A 22,566-nucleotide genomic window follows, 5' to 3' on the forward strand; every position below is an offset into this window, starting at 1 on the left:
GCCGCCAGGTCTTCCAGTCTACCCTCACAAAACTAAGCCAAAACAAAATCAGCACTCTCTCAACCGCGGGGTGGAGCAGCCCGGTAGCTCGTCAGGCTCATAACCTGAAGGTCATAGGTTCAAATCCTATCCCCGCAACCATGAATTATCCAATATAAACAGCATGTTAAGCCGCCCTTACGGGCGGCTTTTTGCGTTTCTGCTTTACGCGCAGGATGCGTATAGGATGCAAATGGGAGTGAAACTCCAGCGTAGTTTGGGCTGATTTCACGTGTGCGTGAGGCTCTTTAGGCAGCCTGATCAAACTCGAAGCGCAATGTCGTGAGCAAAGTTCTGGCCAAGAGCTTCAGTTGTGATCGACGCCATACGATACCGACCTCGCTCAGGCTCCACGGAAATGGCCGCGTCAGGCACGTTCGCGAGCGACTGTGAACGCCATTATGGAAGCGACTGCTCTGCTTCTGGAAGAAGGAAAGTCCTGCAGCACTAACGCAATTGCGGAGCGTGTGACCCTGCCTTGAACTGGGGGCTGGCAATATCCGTCGGCCGCGCGATCTCTTAGCTATTGATTCTGCGAAGGAGGTTAGTATATAAACTATACGCATTATTGTGGGCACCTACATAATTTATATTCGAAAGAAATTGTTTGTGCGCTGGGGCATCGAGCAGAGGCTTGAGTTTATTGAGTTCCGCCTCTTCTGGGAGGGCTCCATCAACCGTGCCGATATTGTCGAATTTTTCAGCGTATCAGTTCCTCAGGCGTCAAAGGATCTGACGCTCTACCAGGAGCGAGCGCCGGGCAATATGGAGTATGATACGCGCGGTAAACGCTATGTCGCTGTTGAAAAATTCGTCCTGCGTTTTCTCGACCCCGATCCTTATGTCTACCTCCGACAGCTTCGCTCTGTGGCCGAAGATGCTACCCCCTTCCATGATTCCTGGATCGCGGCGTTTCCAGACGCCGACGTGGCCCTAACGCCTAAACGGGACATCGACATCGAGGTCTTCCGCAAGATTCTCAACGCAGTCCGCAAAGATATGTCCGTCGAGGTTTTCTACCAGTCGATGAACAAGATGCGTCCTGACCCGATCTGGCGCAGGATCACACCGCACGCCTTTGGCTATGATGGTTTTCGCTGGCATGTCCGAGCCTATTGCCACCTTGAGCATAAGTTCAAAGACTTCCTTTTGCCGCGTATTCTGAAGGTCGGCGCGACCGGCACACCCGGCGCGACCGGTGAGCAGGACTGGTTTTGGAACAATTATTTCGATGTGATCATCGGCCCGCATCCTGCTCTGACTGAAAGTCAGAAAAAGGTTGTTGCCAAGGATTACGGCTTGGATCAGGGCAATGGCGTCATGTCGGTTCGCTACGCGATGCTGTTCTACGTTTTGAAGAGACTTGGCCTACTCGGTGATGCAGCCAAGCAGAATGCTTACACACAGCATATCGTGACATTAAATCGCAAGGAAACAGAGGCCGCTTTAGACAAGGCGGGTTTTCAACTGTGAATGGGCGGAAAGGAAATGTCGGCGGATGGCGGCAAGGCTCGAAGACGTCAAGAACGGCGCATCAGTGCGGGGTATTGCTTCGTCGCAGGCCGTGCAGATCTTGTCTGTGGATTGGATCGGCGATCAGGCTATTAATGTCGTTTACCGCGATCATAACGGCGCAGTGGCTGATGCTGTTCTTTATCGGGATGACGAACATCGTCTTGAGGTCGAAAAGAACGGTCGGCCTTGGTCGTTCGATGCGGATGGTGCCCTGCTGCGCTTGGTAACGGAAGCCAATCGTATCAAACTGGCGTACTATTTCGATCCGTATCTGGCGATCCATACCAGTCTGATCGATCCTTTACCGCACCAGATATCAGCGGTCTACGGTGAGATGCTGCCTCGCCAGCCTCTTCGCTTTCTCCTCGCCGACGATCCCGGGGCAGGGAAGACGATTATGGCCGGACTGCTGATGAAGGAATTGATCGCCCGTAGCGATCTGGAGCGTTGTCTCATTGTTGCACCGGGCAGCCTGGTTGAGCAGTGGCAAGACGAACTTGGTCAGAAGTTCAATCTTGAGTTCGATATCCTTTCCCGCGAGATGATCGAGAATGCGCGATCGGGCAATCCCTTTAGTGACCGAGATCGGTTGATAGTCCGTCTCGATATGCTGGCGCGCAATGAGGAGCTTCAAGACAAGCTCATGAGTGCGCGCGAATGGGACCTGATTATCTGCGACGAAGCTCATCGCATGTCGGCTACTTATTTCGGCGGAGAGGTCAAATATACGCGGCGCTATCAGGTCGGCCAAAAGCTCGGCCAAGTCTGCCGCCACCTGCTGTTGATGTCGGCGACACCGCATAATGGCAAAGAAGAGGATTTTCAGCTCTTCATGGCTCTCCTCGACAGTGATCGGTTCGAGGGGCGGTTCCGTGATGGTGTTCACTATGCCGACACCGAAGACATGATGCGGCGGCTGACCAAGGAGGAGCTGCTCAAGTTCGATGGCCGCCCGCTCTTCCCAGAGCGGCGGGCACGTACGGTCAAGTATCAGCTATCGGAAGGAGAAACTGCGCTTTACACAGCCGTCACTGAATATGTTCGCACAGAGATGAACCGTGTGCAGCGCTTCGCCGAGGGTGACGGGAAAAAGCGCAACAATATCGGCTTCGCCTTGCAGATTCTTCAACGACGCCTCGCTTCGTCGCCAGCCGCCATCTACCAGTCACTCAAGCGCCGTCGGGAACGACTGGAAAACGAGCTTGGCGAAGCACGCCTTGCTGCAAAGTGTCGCCGGACTGGAACCGAGGTGGCCATTAATTCTGACATGCTGCGGAACATAGAGGAGTATGGCCAGGAAGAGATTGACGAGCTTGAAGATCTGATTTCGACAGGCGCGACGACGGCAGAGACAGTCGAGCAACTCGCCTTGGAAGTCGAGACACTGAAAGGGCTTGAGACGATGGCGCTCGGCGTGTTGCGCTCGGGCGTGGACACGAAATGGAGTCAGCTCAATCGTATTCTTGACGACGATTTGATGATGGACGCGGCCGGTAATCGCCGCAAGTTAATCATTTTCACAGAACCCAAGGACACGTTGCATTATTTACTCGACAAGGTACGGGCACGGCTCGGAACCTCCGAAGCCGTGGATGTGATCCACGGTGGCGTGTCGCGTGAAGAGCGCCGAAAGGTCGTTGAGCGCTTTATGCAGGACAAGAATATGCTGGTCCTCATCGCCAATGATGCGGCAGGTGAAGGTGTGAACCTCCAGCGCGGTCATCTCATGGTTAACTACGATCTGCCGTGGAATCCTAACAAGATCGAGCAGCGCTTCGGCCGTATCCATCGCATCGGTCAGACCGAGGTCTGTCACCTCTGGAATCTCGTCGCGGCTGATACCCGTGAGGGTGAGGTTTACGCGCGATTGCTGGAAAAATTGGAAGCTGCGCGCGAGGCGCTGGGCGGCCGTGTTTACGATGTGCTTGGCGAATTGTTTGAAGGGGTGGCACTGAAGGATTTGCTGTTCGAGGCGATCCAGTACGGCGAGCAGGAGGACGTGAAAGCGCGTCTTTTCCAACAGGTTGATGGTGCAGTCGATCAAGGGCATCTACTTGAATTGCTGCGGCGTCGCGCACTAACCAACGATGCGATGCCAGAGGCGAAGGTCGAGGAACTGAGGCTCGAAATGGAGCGCGCCGAGGCGCTACGCCTACAACCGCACCACATCCAGAGCTTTTTCGTCGAGGCGTTTCAGCATCTGGGTGGCCGGATCAAGCGTCGCGAGGAAGGACGTTGGGAAATCACTCATGTTCCTGTGCGCATCCGCGAGCGGGATCGCCAGATCGGGACAGGTGCACCGCTTCAAACTCAGTATGAGCGGATATGCTTCGAGAAGGATAAGATCAACCAGCAGCCCGTCGCCGCTTTCGTCTGTCCCGGCCATCCGTTGCTCGAAGCGGTAATTAGCCTAATCCGAGAGCAGTATGAGCAGATCATGCGGCAAGGGGCGATCCTGGTAGACGACACCGATGCAGGCGACGCGCTATCGGCAATTTTTCTACTGGAGCATACGGTCCAGGACGGACGTGTCACCAGTGCAGGCAAGCCGCATGTGATTTCGCAGCGGCTTCAGTTCGTAGCCATCGACAAGGCTGGGAACACTGTCAATGCTGGGATCGCGCCCCATTTGAATCTGCGGCCAGCTCAGGCGGAAGAGGTCGCCTGTGTGCGTGATCTTCTAGACGAGAGCTGGCTGACCACCGATCTTGAAAAGGCCGCTATCCGGTTTGCGACGGTCGAGCTGGCGCAGCGCCATGTCGCCGAAGTTAAGACCCGGCGTTTGCCGGAGATCGAGAAGGTCGAGCAGGAGGTTCGCGCTAGGCTTAAGAAAGAGATCAATTACTGGGACTCGCGTGCCTTCGAGCTGAAGGAAGAGGAACGTGCCGGCAAGAAAACGCGCGTGAACTGGCAGAACGCGCAGCGCCGGGCTGAAGAACTGGCGGATCGGCAGAAGCGTCGCATGGACCAGCTTGAGCGGGAGCGATTTATCTCATCACAACCGCCGCGGATACGGGGCGGCATGGTCGTTATCCCACGGGGCCTGCTGGAGGCCCGGCAGGCGGCAAGCGTTCCGGACCATTTCGCGGTAGACCCGGCAGCCCGCAGGGCGATTGAGTTGGCGGCGATGGAAGCCGTTATGGCGGCCGAGCGGTCGTTGGGCAACGAACCGGCCGATGTCTCCGCTCAGAAGATCGGTTATGATATCGCTTCCCACGATCCGAAATCAGGCCACCTGCGTTTTATTGAGGTCAAGGGCCGGATCGATGGTGCAGATTCCCTGATGGTTACACGGCAAGAGATCATCACCTCCTTAAACGAACCAGAAAAGTTTATTTTAGCGATTGTTTCCGTGACTAGTGGCATTGCGCAAGCACCGCGCTATGTGCGTGGTCCACTTGTTGATCGCGAACCATCGTTTCTCGAAACTGCTATTCAGTTTGATTTGAAACGCCTGTTGGAACGAGGAGAGGTGCCGAGGTGACCTGCGTCTCAACGATTAGAAGTAAGATATATGATCGCTTCAATTCGTCACAAAAACATAAGAACAAATATTGTGGTTTTTCTTCGGAAGATGATTACGCGGCTTACTATACCGCAATGTACCTCATTGATGATGCCCATCTTGCTTTATCAGAACACCGCTCGAAAGGATTTAGCCAATTATCAGGATTGGCTTATCTAGAACTCTGGGGTGTTCTACAGACCGTTATCATTCAGCAAGATGCGATAATGGAATTATACAGGGCCCTAAAAGGTGAAAAGCCAAACAAAGTTATGCTTGGCGGCTCATGGAAAGAGATTCGCGATCTAAGAAATGAAATCTCTGGTCATCCCATTTCGAGTGGTTACGGAAAATCACGGTCGTTTCTTGGGCGAGATTTCGGAAATTATCATTATATACAGTATGAGCGTTATAATGTCAGCGGCCAGGCAACAGAGCTCGGTATGCCAATCAGTTCCCCAGAAATTCATCTTGGTGCACTATTGGATTGCTACTATCGGCACGCAACTATCGTTTTGTATTGCGCTTACAGGCAGATGAGGAAGACATGGTGACCTCCCCCTACAAAAAGAAACTCATCGAAGTCGCCATCCCGCTGGAAGCGATCAATGCAGCGTCGGCACGAGAAAAGTCGATCCGGCGTGGGCATCCGTCCACACTGCATTTGTGGTGGGCGCGGCGGCCGCTTGCCGCTTGCCGGGCTGTGCTGTTCGCGCAACTGGTGGACGATCCGTCCAGTCATCCCGATCAGTTCCCCACTCATGATGAACAGGAGGCAGAACGCCAGCGATTGTTCGCCATTATTGAAGATCTTGTGAAATGGGAGAACTCGACCAACGAGGAAGTACTGGAACGTGCGAGGGTGGAAATTCGGCGATCATGCGGCGGGATGCTTCCGCCAGTCTATGACCCGTTCTCAGGCGGCGGATCGATACCCCTAGAAGCGCAGCGACTGGGGCTGCCCGCTTATGGGTCCGACTTGAACCCGGTGGCGGTGATGATCGGCAAAGCGATGATCGAGATCCCGCCGAAGTTCAAAGACATGCCCCCCATTCACCCCGGTATCAAGGAGCGGTCGTTCTATCGCAATGCGGAAGGACTGGCCGAGGACGTAAAATACTACGGGGAATGGATGCGTGAGAAGGCGTGGGAGCGTATTGGGCATCTTTACCCGCAGGTGGATCTGCCTAAGGAATATGGTGGTGGTAAAGCGACTGTAGTCGCCTGGATATGGGCCCGGACGGTACCGAGTCCAGATCCCGCCTTTGCGGATGTGCAGGTACCGATTGCATCGAGTTTCCTCTTGAGTTCCAAGGCAGGGAAAGAGACTTGGATTGAGCCCATCGTGGACCGGCAGGCCAAAACGATCATCTATCGCATCCGACATGGTGGGACAAAGGCTGAGCTTGCCGCAGCGAAGGAAGGAACGAAGGCAGGTCGCGGCGCGAATTTCCGCTGCCTTATGTCAGATACAGCGATCACTCCCGACTATGTGAAAAGCAGCGGACGTGCTGGCAACATGGGGCAGACGCTAATCGCTATCGTCGCGGAGGGCAATCGTAGCCGGGTCTATGTAGCGCCTACGGAGGCGCACCAAGCACTTGCGTTCTCGGCTAAGCCTAAGTCGAAACCGGAATTCAGCTTACCGAACGACCATCGTAATTTCTGGACGGTGGACTATGGCTTGACGACTTTCGGCGATCTGTTTACCGACCGTCAGCTTGTCGCGCTGAACACCTTCAGTGATCTCGTGCATGAGGCGCGAGCGCAGATTGAGGCCGATGCCCTCTCTGCCGGCCTTTCCGAGGATGAAACTCCGCTCCGCAACAACGGCAAAGGTGCTAAAGCATATGCTGAAGCAGTCAGCGTATATTTGTCCTTTGCGATTGACCGGCTTGCTGATGCTGGCAGTTCCATAGCCACATGGTCATCATCGGAGTTTATCCGATTCACGTTTGCTCGGCAGGCGATCCCGATGACCTGGGATTTCGCTGAATGCAATGTTTTTAGCAATAGCACTGGAAATTATCTTGGTGCTGTCGATTGGGTCGGGAAGGCGCTTTGTGGTCTGGGGCCAAACGCCGTTGGCAAGGAAATTCAGCACGATGCGCAAAATGTGCGTTTGCCGGATGGGGCAGTGGTGTCGACCGATCCACCATACTACGACAATATCGGTTATGCCGATTTGTCCGACTATTTCTATGTCTGGCTCAGACGCAACATTAAAGATGTCTATCCCGATCTGGGAAGCACCATTTCTGTTCCGAAAGAAGAGGAATTGGTGGCTACGCCTTATCGTCATGGTGGGAAAGCTAAAGCTGAAGAACATTTTCTCACGGGTATGACGTCGGCAATCTCGAGTCTTGCACGTCAATCATCGTCAGCTTTCCCTGCCACGATCTATTATGCTTTTAAGCAGAGCGAAGTTGAGCAAGATGGATTGAGTTCGACAGGATGGGCGACTTTCCTTCAGGCCGTGACTAAAGCAGGTTACGCGATTGTCGGCACTTGGCCTGTTCGCACGGAGCGCTCAGCCCGGACAATAGCTACTGGCACCAATGCTCTTGCAAATTCAGTTGTCTTGGTGTGCCGAAAAAAGGAGAGTACAGCCGAGGTCATTACCCGAGCCGAGGTCATTCGTGCTCTCAAGCGCGAACTGCCTCCGGCGATCGCCGAGCTTCAGGCCGCCAACATTGCACCTGCTGACATGCCGCAATCAGCCATTGGACCCGGCATGGGTGTCTTTTCGCGCTACAAGGCTGTGCTGGAATCCGATGACAGTCCTATGAGCGTAAAGACCGCGCTTCAACTCATTAATCGAGAACTCGACGAATATCTTGGCGGCATTCAGGGAGAGTTCGATCCCGACACGCGCTTTGCGATTACTTGGTTCGAGCAGAACGGAAACGGCAAAGGGGACTATGGCGTGGCCGACAACCTTGCCCGGGCTCGTGGCATCTCGGTCGAAAGCATCAAGCACGCTGGGATTGTCGAAAGCGCTGCTGGCAAGGTACGTATCCTGACGCGCGACGAACTCGATGAAGATTGGGAGCCGGAAAGGGATGACCACCTGACGGTGTGGGAGTGCCTCCAGCACCTCGTCAAGTCGCATGAGAAGGATGGCATTTCACATGATACCGCCGTGTTGCTGAAGAAGATCGGGAGCCAGGCCGAGGCGGTGAAGGATCTGGCCTATTGTCTTTATGACATCAGCGCCAACAAGCGAAAGGATGCGAAGGAGGCGACCGCCTACAACGCTCTGATCGCCGATTGGGCCGAACTGACGAATGCGGCTGCGGCCATCCACGATACCAGCGGCGATCGTCAGATCCGGCTGGACATTTGAGGGGGAACGGAACGTGGCAAAAAGCACGCGTCAATCTGTATTTGAAGGGATGGAGTTGCTCCCGGCAGCATTAATCCCCTTCGTCGAAAAGAGGTTAGAAACCTCCCTCAAAGGATACTGGCAGGTCCAGGTTCTTGAAAAACTGCCGAACCTGCGCCCCAGCAGCAATGGTGAGATTGGTTGGGATCAGGCCGCGCTGTTCAATGCGATGGACCGGTTTTGGAGCGAAGCATTCAAGGCGGTCCTTGGCCGCGCCGAACGCTCGTTGGTCAACGAGCTGGGTGATGTCCGCAACAAGCTCTCGCATAACGAGACCTTCACGTACGATGATGCCGAACGTGCGCTCGATTCCATGCGCCGCCTGATGGAGGCGATCAGCGCTGGGGAGGCGGCGGAGCAACTCGGCAAGATGCGTGACACGATCCTGCGCACAAAGTTCACCGAGCTTCAGCGCAATGAGGAACGACGGAAAACCCAGCGCCTCGACATTTCGGTTGAGACTGTGGCAGGGCTTTTGCCATGGCGTGAGGTGGTCGAGCCACATCAGGATGTCGCTACTGGCGAGTTCCAGCAAGCCGAGTTCGCCGCCGACCTTGCCAAAGTATATTCAGGCAGCGCACCGGCTGAGTATCGCGATCCGAAGCAGTTTTTCAGCCGGACCTATCTGACCGAAGGTCTTAGCGCGCTTCTAATTGGAGCGGCTCGGCGGCTCTCAGGTACCGGCGGCGATCCGGTCGTCGAACTGCAGACGAATTTCGGCGGCGGTAAGACGCACTCAATGCTAGCGCTCTACCACATGGCCGGCCCGATCCCGGCCCATGATTTGTCTGGGCTCGACCAGTTGCTGGACAAGCAGGGGTTGAGCGTTCCGAAAGACATCAAACGCGCTGTGCTCGTCGGCACATCGCGCGGGCCGCAGGATGTTCTCAATGCCGAAGGTGGTCGTAAGATCCGTACAACTTGGGGCGAACTGGCATGGCAGCTTGGCGGGCCGGACGGTTTCGACATGGTCGCCGAGAACGATGCGAGCGGTATCGCGCCGGGGTCGAACCTGCTTGAGGCGCTATTCAAGACATATGCACCTTGCCTGATCCTGATTGACGAATGGGTCGCCTATCTGCGCCAAATTTACAAAGTTGACGGATTGCCGGCTGGCTCGTTCGACGCCAACCTTTCATTTGTCCAGTCGCTGACCGAGGCAGTCAAAGCCAGCCCCGGTACGCTGCTGGTTGCTTCGTTGCCAGCCTCGCAGATTGAGGTGGGTGGTGAAGGCGGTCAGGAAGCACTGGCGCGTCTTAAGCAAACCTTTAGTCGAGTGGAATCCTCATGGCGGCCGGCAAGTCAGGAAGAGAGCTACGAGATCGTCCGGCGGCGGCTGTTTAAGGAAATACCTGGCGATAAGTTTCATCACCGCGACAACACGTTGAAGCAATTTTCCAAACTATATCGCGAAAATACCAACGATTTCCCGCAAGGCTGTGCGGATGAGGACTACCGGCGTAAGCTTATAAAAGCCTATCCCATCCATCCCGAATTGTTTGATCAACTCTATACGAGTTGGGGATCTCTGGAAAAATTCCAGCGCACACGCGGTGTCCTGCGCCTGATGGCGCAAGCCATTCACGAGCTTTGGATGAGCAACGATCCTTCGGTGATGATCATGCCCGGCAGCGTTACGGTTAGTTCGCCGCGCGTGGAACCGGAGTTGCTGCACTATCTTGATGTGACCTGGCAGTCGATCATCGCTGGCGATGTCGATGGCACGGCATCCACACCATACAAGATTGACCAGTCGGCACCAAACCTAAACCGTTATTCGGCGACGAGGCGCGTTGCGCGCGCGATCTTCATGGGAACGGCGCCGACGCACCAGCAACAAAATACCGGCCTTGATGACAAGCAGATCAATCTGGGGGTCGTGCAGCCAGGCGAGCGTCCGGCGATCTTTGGTGATGCGCTGAGACGACTGACCAACCAGGCCAAGTTTATGCACGCCGATCTCGGACGCTATTGGTATTCTATGTCTGCCAGCCTCAATCGTATCGCAGCGGACAAAGCGGCGCAGATCGAAACCGCACTCGTCGACGTGACCATCGACGCGCAACTTGGCAAGTATGTGAACGGGCTTACCGATCGGGGGCATTTCGATGCCGTGCAGGTCGCGCCAGCATCATCGTCTGAAGTCCCTGATGAAGCGGGCGGAGTGCGTGCCGTCGTGCTGGGCGTCAAGTATCCGCATAATGGACGCGACGGTTCCGAAGCACTCGTCGAGGCAAAGGACATACTTACACAGCGCGGCAGCATGCCTCGCGTTTATCGCAACATGCTGGTATTCATCGCTGCGGAAAATCGTCAGCTTGAGCATTTGAAAGATGCCGTACGCGCCTTCCTTGCCTGGGGCGAGATTGTCCGCGATACAGAGCGGCTGAACCTCACTCAAAGCGACAGTGCACTCGCCAAAACAAAGCTTGCCGAAGCCAACGAGACAATGAAGACGCGTCTTAAAGAGGCGTGGTGCTATTTACACTATCCTGCTCAGGAGAGTGCACAGGCAGATTGGGAGTGGGTATCCGGCAAAATTCCAGCGCAAGACGGATTGCTGACTCGCGCAAGCAAAAAGTTGGTGGCTGAAGAGGGCCTGCTCGTCGAACTGGGACCATCACGTCTTGATCGCGATCTCCAGAAATATATATGGAACGGAAAGCCGCACCTTTCACTAAAGGATCTGCGGGAATACATTAATCGCTACATCTACCTGCCGCGGCTGAAGAACCAAGAGGTTCTGATTAAAGCCGTGCAAGCATCCATCAGCGGTATGTTGCCCGGTCCATTCGCTTATGCCGAGCGATGGGACGAGAAGACGGATACATATGTGGGCTTGGCGATCGAGCGGGCTAGTAATGCTGTCGTGGTCATTGATGGCGATAGCGTCATCGTGAATCCCGACATTGCCGAAGCACACAGACTGGCTTCTGCGCAACCTGAATCGACTGATGGCCCAAAAGAGCCCAGAGGAAAACCACTGGAAGCAGAAGGTGAGCCAGAAGGAACGCCACGCTCGCCTGCTTTAGAGAAAAAGCCTACCCGGTTCATAGGGGCAGTCATGATCTCGCCAGAACGACCGGCTAGAGACATCCATCAGGTTGTCGAAGCTATTGTCGAGCAACTCACGACACTTCCAGACAGTCAGGTGAAACTCAGGCTTGAAATCGAAGCTGAAGTCCCGGGCGGGCTTGATCGCACCAAGGTGAGAACGCTGATCGAGAATGCCAATACTCTTGGTTTCGTGGAAAAAGCGATCGAATGATCGCACAGTCGTTCCGTCAGTCATCAATCAGAAAGAATGAGCTCGCATCAATCAAGGGTGAACCATAATATCAAGCGTGGCAGCGATTATCATAGCAGACCAGCGTGAATGATCGCTCTTGTCTTTCTCCAGAACTATGTAGGCTGCATGTTTACAAAACTCAGGTTAGTTTAAAAACAGGCTGAATTCTTTCAATTTCAGGATAAAATTATAGAAAAATTACCTTTAATCGAAAGAAAATTTGTAATTTGCAGTCTTAAAAATACAACGAGCATTCTGCGATAAGGCTGTAATTTTCTAAGAGGAGCTTATTATGTCATCTATACGCTTATCCTTACTCGATAATCTTATACATTCGCTTATGAATGTAATGGGTTCGTGCCATCCTTATTTGAATGAGGAGGAGTGCGATAATAAACTTAAGCCCGCTATTCGACGTATTCTGCTTCAGAAGGCTTTAGGAGAACGAGCTCTTTTAGCTATTTCGGGCACGCAAGGGGCAGGTAAGACAACTCTCATTAAAAATCTTTATGGTCTGAGTGATGAAGACGCCAAATGGTTCCAAGCTAACCAAGGCCGGGGGGAGAAGCATCCTATTCTTATTACGGAGCATTTAGAGGGTCAAATAGAGGGTATTATTAAAATTTTTACCAAGGATGCTGACGGCAATAGGACTCTCAAAGACATCACGCTGAGAGAAAAATATAATACGTTAGAGGCTGCACAAGCTGAGTTCTGCCGCGCGGCTGCCGATCGTGATAATAATGCAGGTGAGGTGATGTTAGAACTTCGTCTGCCGCCACGATTCAACTTGGGGAAAGATCGTGGATGGGTGTTGCTCCCGGGGTATGAGAAGAGCGACGGAGACAGTCAGTCTTGGCAGGACACAATGAGCGCAGTGGCTGCCAATGCGTATGGGGCGGTTATCGTGACGGATGAGAAGCGCCTTGCCGGTGATCAGGCAACACTTATCCGTGACACGAGCATGAACCACCTAGACGGTATGCGGCCTATCGTGGTGGTTACGAGAACAGAAGATAAAAGCGAGGAAGCTTGTCAGGAGCTACGAGAAAGGGCTTCTAAAATCTTTAGTATAGAAAGTAACCGTGTCGTGTGTAGTGGGTCGAAAGACGACCCTGCTTATATGAAAAAATGGCAGGACACGTTTAAAGATACAGCGAAAAATTTTGTTGGGGGAGAAGGGCGCGGGAGCGGCAACGCACGTAGCCTTACGCTTGCTAAGCTTATTAATAGCGACCTACGTACAGCCCTGGCCGGAATTAAGCGAGATGTAAGCGACCAAGTGTTAATAAATGAGGTTGATGATCCTTCTGAGAAATGGGTCGAAAAGCTCATGGAAACATTTGATGAAGCGGAGAAAAAATTCCGGCGCCGCTATGAAAGAGATATTCGTAACGCGATCGAGGATAGTGCAGCAGGGGTTCAGGAGGCTGTTCTAAAAAATCTTGCTGATGGCCACGAAGGGATGGTTCGTAATGTCGTCAATTTCTTCAGAAGTGATACGAAACAGCTTTTAGAGTTGCAAGATATTGTCAAAAAAAATGTGAATGAAGCTGAGCGGAATAAACCGTTAGGGCAGGCAGTCAGCCAGGCTGTACGTGGGAGATTGCGCAGCGTTTTGGGGGGAAGTGCCAATGATATTGGTCGGGGGCTACTCTCCTATGAGAAAGGTGGTGATCCTGACAAGGAAGGCACTCCCTCTTTTGCTCTAATAACTCTTTATAAGAACGATGAACAGAAGGTCGGGAAAATTGAGGGACTAGAGCAAGCTGTGGAGGCTCTTCCAGCGTTGGCGACCAATTTTGCACTAGAGCTAAGTCAATTTGAGCCGCTCCAAAAAGAAATTCGCGGTTCTGTTGATGGGTGGACAGGTGAACGTAGTGTTTCTTCTATAAATGTGGTGCGGCATATTGCTGATAATTTGGGCGATGCGACTGAACAAGCAACGAATGCGCACAGAATTTTAAATGATTTCACAAAAAATCTAGGGACAAAGAGCCCATCTTTTCGAGGGGGATTGTTGGGCGCGATCGTTGGAACTGTGGGGGCAGAGGCTGCGGGCTCTGCCATATTGGCTGGTGGCCCTTTGACACTTGCTGCTGGGGGTATATTCGCGGCAGGGTATTTGGGAGCACAATTGGTGCAGGACGCAAAAGCTACGGACCGCGCTAACCGAGTGACAGCGTTGGAAATGTTCGAAGGCTTCAAGCAAAGTCGTTTTGATCTTTATATGGAGAGTTATGCGGAACTAATGGAAACAACGCGTGAAAATTTTCGTACGCAGTTACAAAAAAGGTATAAAATTTCAAATAAAATTGGAAAAAAAGATCGTGCCTTTCGTAGTGTTGCGATCGCTCAGGAACTGCGTGAGCAACTGCATGAAGAGTTGAGTACAGACCTTCATGTCGCATGATGCTTCTTTGAGCTTCGATTGGGCGCATAGAGCGTATGACGCTTATTGCGCAGGGCTTCCTCTTGAGGTGCGCGAGCAGCTTCGTAAACCGGCGGGGGAGGCTTTTGTCGTTCTCTATGGGCCGACGCAGGTGGGGAAGACAACGCTTATCCTCACAATGCTCCAACTTTCCGAAGATGGGCAAGCGCGAGTGGGGAAGACTTTGCGCGGCAAACGGTCGAAAGGCGAATCGTCTACAGCAGTAGCAACGCAATATCGGCGGAGTAAGGATGAAAAATGGTCTCTCTCTTGGCAAGGGAGGCACATAACAGCCTCTTCTGATGAAGGAATGGCCAATGAGCTAGAGCAGTTGCGCCGTTCAATGATGGAAGGGATGATTGAGGCCTCTGATGATTATTGCACGATTAATATCCCTTTAAGTTATTTCAAACAGCGAGAAGGGGAAAAATTACAGAAAGTGATTCGCATTCTAGACCTTCCCGGGATTGAGGCTGATAATGCGCAAGAGAAGGAATATGTGCGGGCTATTAGTCGTAAATTTGTTCCGATTGCGACGTTGACCCTTCTTGTTTCCAAGGCGGACGATCTCGGCTTCTTTTTTAAGGGGTTGGAGGGCGTTCCAGAAATACAGCATTGGACACACATCCCTAGTCGTTTTCGTGTTGTTACGACTTATTCTTTCACGCCAGAAACAGTGCGTAAAACAGTCAAAAAGAAGCAGGGGAACATTAAGGCGTATCAGCAAGAGTTGATTGCTCAGATTGGGACTTTTGGGGCATTGCCTGAAAGAGCCAAAAAGGAGGACCTTTATTATCCCTTGGAATTTGGGACCTCTTGGCAAGAATCTAATCTTAGGAAAGATACGCCGGCTCTGGATGAAATGATCCAACAAGAGTTTAAGCGCCTCTACGATGATATCGCACAGGCGGATGATCCGCTTAATTATCTTCTTAGCGTATTGGACAGCCAAGGTTGTGCGGAGGCCTTTTATGAAGAACGCTCTAAAGTGCTTAATGATGAGATAAATACCGTTAGAAAAAAAGTAGAGAGTAGTAGGAAAATCATAGCGAGTTTCAATGAGAGGTTAAAAGAAGTTAAAAGCCAAGTGAAGCTCTATGAGGAAAAGCTGGGTGCGGTACAGTCTTTATCAAAAAAAGATGGCCTGATCAGCTTATTTTGGGTGGATTATAAAAAACGCCAAGAACTTGACCAGAAAGCGATGTTTGATCTGCTACAGAAAAAACAATGGTCTGTTTCTGATCTGAAGAAGTTCACGACACTGCACACGATAGAGAAAAGGGAAGAGAAGCCTGAAGATGAGAAGGCGCTGTTACCTTGGATGATTTTTCAGTACAATTCTTGGTTATATGAGTCTCGTGAAATATTTGAATCTGGAAACTCAATAATTGACAAAACATGCGCACATTTTTTTGATGTTCTTCCTTCTGCTGAAGACCTTTTGCATGATGGGAGATTGTTTATTTTAAATAATTTCCAAGATTTTATGAATAAATTGGATGAATATTGGATAAATTCTTATTGGTCCGATGAAAGCTATCAACAAGATTGCCGCATGTTCATGTCTGCTTACAGAAATTCTGCGGCTAAGCTTAAGGAAATTATTCGTCAAGCTCTGGATGTAGAGCAAAAGCGTTTTGAGGAAAAAATTCGAAAAAGGAAGGATCACACAGAGAGTGATGTGAGGATACTTGGGATACAGAATTCTAAGAGGGAGTTGGAACTAGCATTATTACAGCAGCAGTTTGAGGAGAGTCTGGCACAGAAAAAGCAGATTGACGCTGAATGGGTGGAGACGAAAGAAAAAACGGATAATATGCATTCTTTCTTTCTGAATGAATATTTCAAAGCGGTGAGTAGTGCTTATGAGACGGTTTATACGGCCGAAGGAGCAGGAATGTCTTTGCTGAGTCTGTGCTACGCTCAGAATCTAAAATACAGTCGTTCTGTTATTGAAGAAAAACTATTTCATCAATAGTTGTTAAGATTATTTCTAACAAAAGAGGCAATCATGCTGCAGCCTAAAAAATTCCCTTCAAATAATGATATTGAGAAAAAAGAGCAGGAAATTGAAGCTCTCCTAAAAAAAGTATTACGGAGCCCTATTGGGGAATATAAAGATGAGCGGGAAAAATTAGAAAGAATTTTTAATAAAATACAAGAAATTTCGACGGTATTTGGTGATCGTCTAAGTGCTGTACCTGATACGGTTCAGAGTGCTGTAGAAAAATTACGAAATTACATTGAGGACTCACTTGAGGATTCTGTCGAGGAGTTAGAAAAAAAAGTTGATAGTCTTCATGACGCTAAAATAGTCATTTTAGAGAAATACTTGAATCAATTTGATGAGTATGTACAAAAAACTCCTGATCAAATAAAGAAGATTACTCATGAGTTAAAAGAAGATGTTGACACTCTTGTTGCTGAAAAAACGATGTTGCTTTCAGGTCAAATAGACCGTTTGCCTCACACTCATAAGGCTATGGAAGCCAGAATACAGGTTCTTTTTGAAGCTTTGGAAAGAGATTTGCATAAGCTAGCAGAGAAAAGGCAACAAAAACATTTGGAGATGCTAACGTCATTTGATCAGTGTTTGCAGAGTAATAAAGACCTTTCTTCAAAAGTAACCTGCGAGGTTGAGAAGATTCCAGAGGTTGTTGCGCAACGATTTAAAGAGGTGGTTGATGAATGCCAAAGTTATCTTAAAAACTTCATTAATCGGCATATTGATCAGGTGGAGGAGAATAATCGCCAAACGGCCGAGATACAAGAGAAAATTAAGATAGATTTGCAAAGCAATTCTAAAATTATTCAAGAAGTATTGGATAATCAATTAAATTTATTGATGTCTTCGTCAAAAAAGTTACAGTATTATTTTGATGATATCAAGAATGGTGAGAAATTAATTTTGTCCAATTTGCAAATATCAGGGAGAAATGCTGAGAAAGAACTTTTAATATTAAAAAATGAACTTGCGGGCGTACATCGTAATGCTCAATCGCATAAAATGGTTTTGATGGTTTTATTAATTATCACACTTTTTGTGGCCTGTGGAAATGGGGTATTGGAAGTAGTGGAACTGCTTCAGCATTGAGTGAAAATAAGGCACTCACTCCGTAATTACCCATCCCCTTGCGAGGAGGGGGAATTTCTGAATCCATGCGGGGATGGATCGCGGTGATTTGCAGCAGCTCAGCAAAGAGCAATTGATCGAGTTGGCGCTGCGGCCTCAGCGTCCGGCGAAGACCTCGCATACGTCGTCCATGCCCCATCCACCGACAAGAAGGAAAAGCGGGAAAACGCGCGTCTGCGCGGGATGTTCTGCGATGCGTTCGGGCTCGATGTGAGCGAGGGCGTGTTGATGAACATATTCCTCCGTTCTCACGCCCGGTTCGGGCACGAGGCTTCGAAGGCCCGGGCGATCCTGCGCTGCGCCCGCGTCGTCGCCAGCAACGAGACCGGCGTTCGCATCGAAGGGACGAATGCCTACCATTGGGTCTTCCATTGTGCGGACGGGGTCGTGCATCAGCCCGACCCGTCTCGCGCGGCTCGTGTCGTGAACGACATGATGGGCAGCCATGTGCCAGCGGTCTGGATTTCGGATCGCTATGCGGCGCAGCAGAAGCACGGCGAGCGGCATCAGACGTGTCTGGCGCACCTGGCCCGCGACACGGCTTTCGCCCACGAGCACGGTTCGGACGCTCTGCCTTTCCGGTTCAGGCTCTGGCTGGGAAGGGCGTTCGATCTCGCCCGGGGCATCACAAACCGTAAGCGTGAGCGCCTCCCCACTCTTGCGTGAGACGGCGATGACCGGTTCATTTCTTCCAACCTTCGGGAGCAGATCAGTCTCGGTGTAGCAGTCAGAGTCAGAGGGCTGCGCGGATTTTCGTGACGGGTTGAGAGGGTAGGAGAGAGTCTCCTGTCCGCCTGTCATGGAGTTTTTCGCCATGGCGACCGCTATTCCCAAAATCACCCTGAGTTCGTCCCGCGACATCCCGTTCAACCGGCTGGTTCTGTCCCAGTCCAACGTGCGGCGTGTGAAATCCGGCCTGTCGATCGAGGAACTGGCCCGTGACATCGAGCGCCGCGGACTGCTGCAGAGCCTGAATGTCCGTCCCGTGCTTGATGGCGAAGGGGCCGAGACCGGCACTTATGAAGTCCCAGCCGGCGGACGGCGCTTTCGCGCGCTCGAACTGCTGGTGAAGCAGAAGAAACTGGCGAAGACGGCCCCCGTGCCCTGCGTGGTGCGCGAGGCCGGATCGGCCATTCTTGCCGAGGATGATTCTTTAGCCGAGAACGTCCAGCGGCTGGCCCTGCATCCGCTGGACCAGTTTCGCGCCTTCCGTGACATGCTGGAAAAAGGCATGTCCGAAGAGGAAATCGCCGCCGCGTTCTTCGTGACACCTGCTGTTGTCAAACAGCGCCTGCGCCTGATGACCGTATCGGACAAATTGCTCGATGTTTATGAGCAGGATGGCATGCGACTGGAGCAGCTGATGGCCTTTTCCATCAGCGATGACCATACCCGCCAGGAGCAGGTCTGGGAGATCGTGGCCCAGAGTCATAATCGCGAACCCTACGTCATCCGTCGCATGCTGACGGAAAAAACGGTGCGGGCCTCGGACGCCCGTGCGCGGTTTGTCGGTCTGGACGCCTATCTCGCCGCCAGTGGTGCTATCATGCGCGACCTGTTCGAGGCCGATGATGGCGGCTGGTTGCAGGATCCGGCCATTCTGGACCGGCTGGTCATGGAAAAACTGCACGCTGCCGCCGAAGACATCCGTGCCGAGGGCTGGAAATGGGTCGAGACGGCCCTGTCGTTTCCATGGGGGCACACACGGCAGTTCGCGGAAATTGATGGCACGGAAGTGCCACTCTCTGATGAAGAAACCGCCCGTCTCGAAGCCCTACGTGCTGAGCAGGAAGCCATTGAGGCTGAATATGCCCAGGCCGATGAATACCCTGACGAGGTCGATGCACGGCTGGGCGGGATTGAACAGGCGATCCTTGCCCTGGAGGGAACGGCCTCTGGCGTTCGATCCTGCCGACATGGCGCGGGCAGGGGCCTTCGTCAGTCTCGCCAGCGATGGCACATTGCAGGTGGAGCGGGGCTTCGTGCTGCCTGAGGACATGCCGGCTGAGCCTGAAGAGACCGATGAATATGGTCATCATCCGCATGATCGGTACGACGAAGATATCGCAGGCGATGGTGATGAGGACGGGGTGGGCGATACTACCGTTTCCGACGTTGAGCCCGAAGAAGAAGACGGGATCAAGCCGTTACCCGACCGGCTTCTCACCGAACTGACGGCGTGGCGCACGCTGGCCCTGCGGGATGCGTTCGCCAGCAATCCGCACATTGCCCTGACTGAATTCCTGCATACGCTGGTATTGTCCTCATTCCGGCCGATTTTTCCGATGCCGGACATGCACCGGATTACCGCGTTCACCTGATTGACGCCGATGGTCCCGAGGTCGGAGCCGGATGGAAACGCACCGGTGAGAAAGCGCGCGACTACGTGGCGGTGGCCCTCGACGACCCCGCCTTTGCACAACCGATCCGTGCCAATCTCTTCCGTGCCGGTGGAGAGCGTGCGGTCTGGGTGCTGAACTGGACGCGCCCGTCAAAACGGGTCGAACGCGGAGAGTAAGGCCATGCGATGCACGGTTCTTCTCGCTGTCGCCATCACGTCGATGGGCGTTCCCGGAGCCGCTCTTCACGCGCAGGGTGTACCGGTTTCGGTGGCGGACGATGCTGATCCTTATGCAGCTTCCATTGCAGAGGCTGTGCGGCGCTTCGACATCCCTGCTGGATGGATACGGGCCGTCATGGGTGCAGAAAGTGCGGGCGATACCGGCGCAATTTCTGCAAAGGGTGCGCGGGGACTCATGCAGATCATGCCTGCAACCTGGAACGATCTGCGTATCCGTTACGGGCTGGGAAGCGACCCGTTTGACGTGCATGACAACATCCTCGCAGGCGCTGCATTCCTGCGCGAGATGCTCGATCGCTACGGTGCGCCGGGCTTTCTGGCGGCCTATAATGCCGGGCCGGGGCGCTATGAGGGTTACCGTGATCGGCATCGTCCGCTGCCGCCCGAAACGCTCGTCTATGTCGCCGGGCTGCTGCCTCTGATCGGTCAGGGCGGTGCAGATCCATTGCTGCCGGTTTCGCATCCCGACCCGCTGTTCCGGACCGATGCGCCGCTTTTCGCCGTGCAGTCGGACAACACGGGGAAGGGCGCTCCGGCTGCAATGAAATCGCCATCGAATGGTGTTCGGCGTGACATCCTCGCGCATGATCTTGCGCTTGTCAGGCCGATTTCCGATGGGTTGTTCGTTGTCTCTTCCGCATCGGGAGCACGGCCATGAATGCGCGTCCAGGCATCATTTCCCCAGCCGGTTTGCGGTGGTTCGCGCCGGGCGATCGGAGCAGGGGCCAGCATCGCGGATCGGGTGCTGGCAGGGGGAAACAGGCGCTCTGGGGCATGGGGAATGAGAGGCGAGATAAAAGGGCGCACATTGCGCCTCGGTTGGGGTGTTGGTTTTCCTGTGTTTTTTCTTCCTTCCGACAATGTTCCGCCTTTACCGGCAATGTTTGCCGACCCCGTATTCCCTTGTTGCATCGGGATTTTTCGCACATTGGAGGCAGTGATGGCGCGCGAGAATGACTTCCGGCCCCGTCTGGGTCGCATCCGCTCGCCGCGTGCCCAACGGCTCAAACCCTTTGTCGCCCAGGCCCTCGCCTCGGCCCAGCGGGCCGGAGGTGGTGGGTTCCGATCGGGCCGCAACGGTGGCAGTTCCCGTTCGTCCTTTGGGCGTGGCTGTGTTGCGGCAGCGAGGGCAAACCGTCTGCTGACCAGCCGTGCCCGCCGTGTCACCGTCAAGGCCCGTGTCGTTCGTCATAGCGGGCGCAAGGCGCCGCTCGCCGCCCATCTGCGTTACCTGCGCCGGGAGGGGGTGACGAAGGATGGTGAAAAGGCGCGGCTCTTCGGCCCCGGCATTGACGATGCCGATCCGAAGGCGTTCGCCGAACGCTGCGAGGACGACCGTCATCATTTCCGTTTCATCGTCTCGCCCGAGGACGCGCCCGACATGGCTGACCTCAAGGGCTATGCCCGTGAACTGGTCGGGCAGATGGAAAAAGACCTCGGCACGAAACTGGACTGGGTGGGGGTGGATCACTGGAACACCCGGCATCCTCATGTCCATATCCTCGTGCGCGGCGTAGCCGAGGATGGCAGCGACCTCGTGATCTCCCGCGATTACATCAAAGACGGGTTGCGCGCCCGCGCCCAGGATCTGGTGACGCAGGAACTTGGGCAGCGCAACGACATCGAAATTCAGCGCGCCCTGGAACGTCAGGTTGATGCCGAATACTGGACCCAGGTTGACCGGCAGCTCCAGCGTGATGCTGGCCGTAACGGCATCATCGACATGGCGCCAGCGCCGGATCGGCAGCCTGATCCGTTCGAGGCCCTGAAGGTTGGACGCCTGCGCCGGTTGGAAGGGCTCGGTCTCGCCCATCAGGTCGGAGCAGGGCAATGGACGCTGGATGAGTCCGCCGAGGCGATGTTGCGCGAACTCGGTGAGCGCGGTGATATCATCAAACGCATTCACCGCTCCCTGGCCGGGCGCGGCATTGAGCGGAGCACGTCGAGCTATGTGCTGGCGGGCGAGAGCCTCGACGTGCCGGTGATCGGCAGGCTGGTCGATCGGGGTCTGGATGACGAACTGAAAGGCACCGCCTATGCCGTCATCGACGGCGTGGACGGTCGCACGCATCATGTCCGTTTCCCCGATCTTGACGCCACAGGGGACGGGGCACTGGGTTCGGTGGTCGAATTGCGCGCCTTCGATGACAGGAAGGGGCAACGTCGTGTGGCTCTGGCCGTGCGCTCTGACCTGTCGATCGAGAATCAGGTAACGGCGCGCGGGGCCACCTGGCTCGACCGGCAGGCGGTGGCGCGTGATCCTGTCGCATTGGGGCAGGCGGGTTTTGGCGCAGAGGTGCGTGAGGCGATGGAGCGGCGCGCCGAGCAACTGATCGAGCAGGGGCTCGCCGAGCGCCGCGCACAGGGAATAGTCCTTGCACGCAATCTGATCGGCAAACTCAGGGACCGGGAGGTCCACGAGGTCGGAGAGCGGCTGGCCAGCGAGACAGGCCGGACATTCAGCCAGTCGGCATCGGGGGAGTATGTCACGGGCACCTATCGTCAACGCATGGTGCTGGCTTCGGGTCGCTATGCGATGATCGACGACGGGCTCCAGTTCCAGCTTGTGCCCTGGACGCCCTCGCTGGAGAAGCAGCAGGGCAGGCACGTGTCCGGGGTTGCGCGCGGCGATGGCGGGATCGACTGGAGCTTCACCCGGAACAGAGGGCTGGGTTTGTGAACCAGCAC

12 protein-coding genes, 1 tRNA gene and 1 pseudogene are annotated in these 22,566 nt (G+C 53.7%); all 14 read left to right on the forward strand.

Features of this window, described 5'->3' with window-relative positions; genetic code table 11:
- Positions 1–64 precede the first annotated feature (64 nt).
- The 14 genes and pseudogenes from GOB83_RS11670 to GOB83_RS11735 all read left to right on the forward strand — a co-directional run bounded on the left by GOB83_RS11670 (position 65) and on the right by GOB83_RS11735 (position 22,558).
- Positions 65–141 (forward strand) — tRNA-Met (locus GOB83_RS11670).
- 468 nt (positions 142–609) lie between these two features.
- On the forward strand, positions 610–1,512 hold the full coding sequence (locus tag GOB83_RS11675) for a WYL domain-containing protein (RefSeq protein ID WP_264802712.1): 903 nt from the start codon (positions 610–612) through the stop codon (positions 1,510–1,512).
- A 25-nt stretch (positions 1,513–1,537) separates the two neighbouring features.
- Positions 1,538–5,038: a helicase-related protein gene (locus tag GOB83_RS11680; protein WP_165926188.1), complete on the forward strand. Its 3,501-nt coding sequence runs from the start codon at positions 1,538–1,540 to the stop codon at positions 5,036–5,038.
- Positions 5,035–5,613, forward strand: a complete 579-nt coding sequence (locus GOB83_RS11685; RefSeq protein ID WP_165926189.1) for a hypothetical protein — start codon at positions 5,035–5,037, stop codon at positions 5,611–5,613. The genes GOB83_RS11680 and GOB83_RS11685 overlap by 4 nt, the downstream gene beginning before the upstream one ends.
- Positions 5,607–8,405: a DUF1156 domain-containing protein gene (locus tag GOB83_RS11690; protein ID WP_165926190.1), complete on the forward strand. Its 2,799-nt coding sequence runs from the start codon at positions 5,607–5,609 to the stop codon at positions 8,403–8,405. The genes GOB83_RS11685 and GOB83_RS11690 overlap by 7 nt, the downstream gene beginning before the upstream one ends.
- Before the next feature lie 13 nt (positions 8,406–8,418).
- A complete protein-coding gene (locus GOB83_RS11695; protein WP_165926191.1) occupies positions 8,419–11,712 on the forward strand; it encodes a DUF499 domain-containing protein in 3,294 nt (1,097 codons plus the stop codon).
- Between the two features lie 313 nt (positions 11,713–12,025).
- Complete coding sequence (locus GOB83_RS11700; protein ID WP_165926192.1) at positions 12,026–14,146, forward strand: hypothetical protein; 2,121 nt, start codon at positions 12,026–12,028, stop codon at positions 14,144–14,146.
- Positions 14,136–16,142 (forward strand): hypothetical protein, encoded by a 2,007-nt coding sequence (locus GOB83_RS11705; protein ID WP_165926193.1) that lies wholly within the window; start codon positions 14,136–14,138, stop codon positions 16,140–16,142. Before GOB83_RS11700 ends, GOB83_RS11705 begins: the two co-directional genes overlap by 11 nt.
- Before the next feature lie 33 nt (positions 16,143–16,175).
- Complete coding sequence (locus GOB83_RS11710; protein WP_165926194.1) at positions 16,176–17,258, forward strand: hypothetical protein; 1,083 nt, start codon at positions 16,176–16,178, stop codon at positions 17,256–17,258.
- 267 nt (positions 17,259–17,525) lie between these two features.
- On the forward strand, positions 17,526–17,963 hold the full coding sequence (locus GOB83_RS15285; protein WP_408737445.1) for an IS66 family transposase: 438 nt from the start codon (positions 17,526–17,528) through the stop codon (positions 17,961–17,963).
- 148 nt (positions 17,964–18,111) lie between these two features.
- A pseudogene (locus GOB83_RS11720) lies at positions 18,112–19,555 on the forward strand (ParB N-terminal domain-containing protein); the annotation flags it as partial.
- A 59-nt stretch (positions 19,556–19,614) separates the two neighbouring features.
- Positions 19,615–19,815 (forward strand): DUF736 domain-containing protein, encoded by a 201-nt coding sequence (locus GOB83_RS11725; protein ID WP_242005847.1) that lies wholly within the window; start codon positions 19,615–19,617, stop codon positions 19,813–19,815.
- Positions 19,816–19,858: 43 nt separating this feature from the next.
- Positions 19,859–20,536, forward strand: coding sequence for a lytic transglycosylase domain-containing protein (locus GOB83_RS11730; protein ID WP_242005846.1), 678 nt, complete (start codon positions 19,859–19,861; stop codon positions 20,534–20,536).
- Positions 20,537–20,818: 282 nt separating this feature from the next.
- Entirely contained in the window at positions 20,819–22,558 is a 1,740-nt protein-coding gene (locus tag GOB83_RS11735; protein ID WP_165926221.1) for a relaxase/mobilization nuclease domain-containing protein, read from the forward strand.
- The last annotated feature ends 8 nt before the right edge of the window (positions 22,559–22,566 follow it).

The sequence above is a fragment of the Acetobacter fabarum genome (assembly GCF_011516925.1).
GTDB classification, from domain to species: Bacteria; Pseudomonadota; Alphaproteobacteria; order Acetobacterales; family Acetobacteraceae; genus Acetobacter; species Acetobacter fabarum.

Coding starts and splice junctions, on each gene's coding strand:
- GOB83_RS11710 (WP_165926194.1), top strand. CDS start 16,176: ATGCTGCAGCCTAAAAAATTCCCTTCAAATAATGATATTGAGAAAAAA.
- GOB83_RS11690 (WP_165926190.1), top strand. CDS start 5,607: ATGGTGACCTCCCCCTACAAAAAGAAACTCATCGAAGTCGCCATCCCG.
- GOB83_RS11705 (WP_165926193.1), top strand. CDS start 14,136: ATGTCGCATGATGCTTCTTTGAGCTTCGATTGGGCGCATAGAGCGTAT.
- GOB83_RS11735 (WP_165926221.1), top strand. CDS start 20,819: ATGGCGCGCGAGAATGACTTCCGGCCCCGTCTGGGTCGCATCCGCTCG.
- GOB83_RS11700 (WP_165926192.1), top strand. CDS start 12,026: ATGTCATCTATACGCTTATCCTTACTCGATAATCTTATACATTCGCTT.
- GOB83_RS11730 (WP_242005846.1), top strand. CDS start 19,859: ATGGGCGTTCCCGGAGCCGCTCTTCACGCGCAGGGTGTACCGGTTTCG.
- GOB83_RS11680 (WP_165926188.1), top strand. CDS start 1,538: ATGGCGGCAAGGCTCGAAGACGTCAAGAACGGCGCATCAGTGCGGGGT.
- GOB83_RS15285 (WP_408737445.1), top strand. CDS start 17,526: ATGAACATATTCCTCCGTTCTCACGCCCGGTTCGGGCACGAGGCTTCG.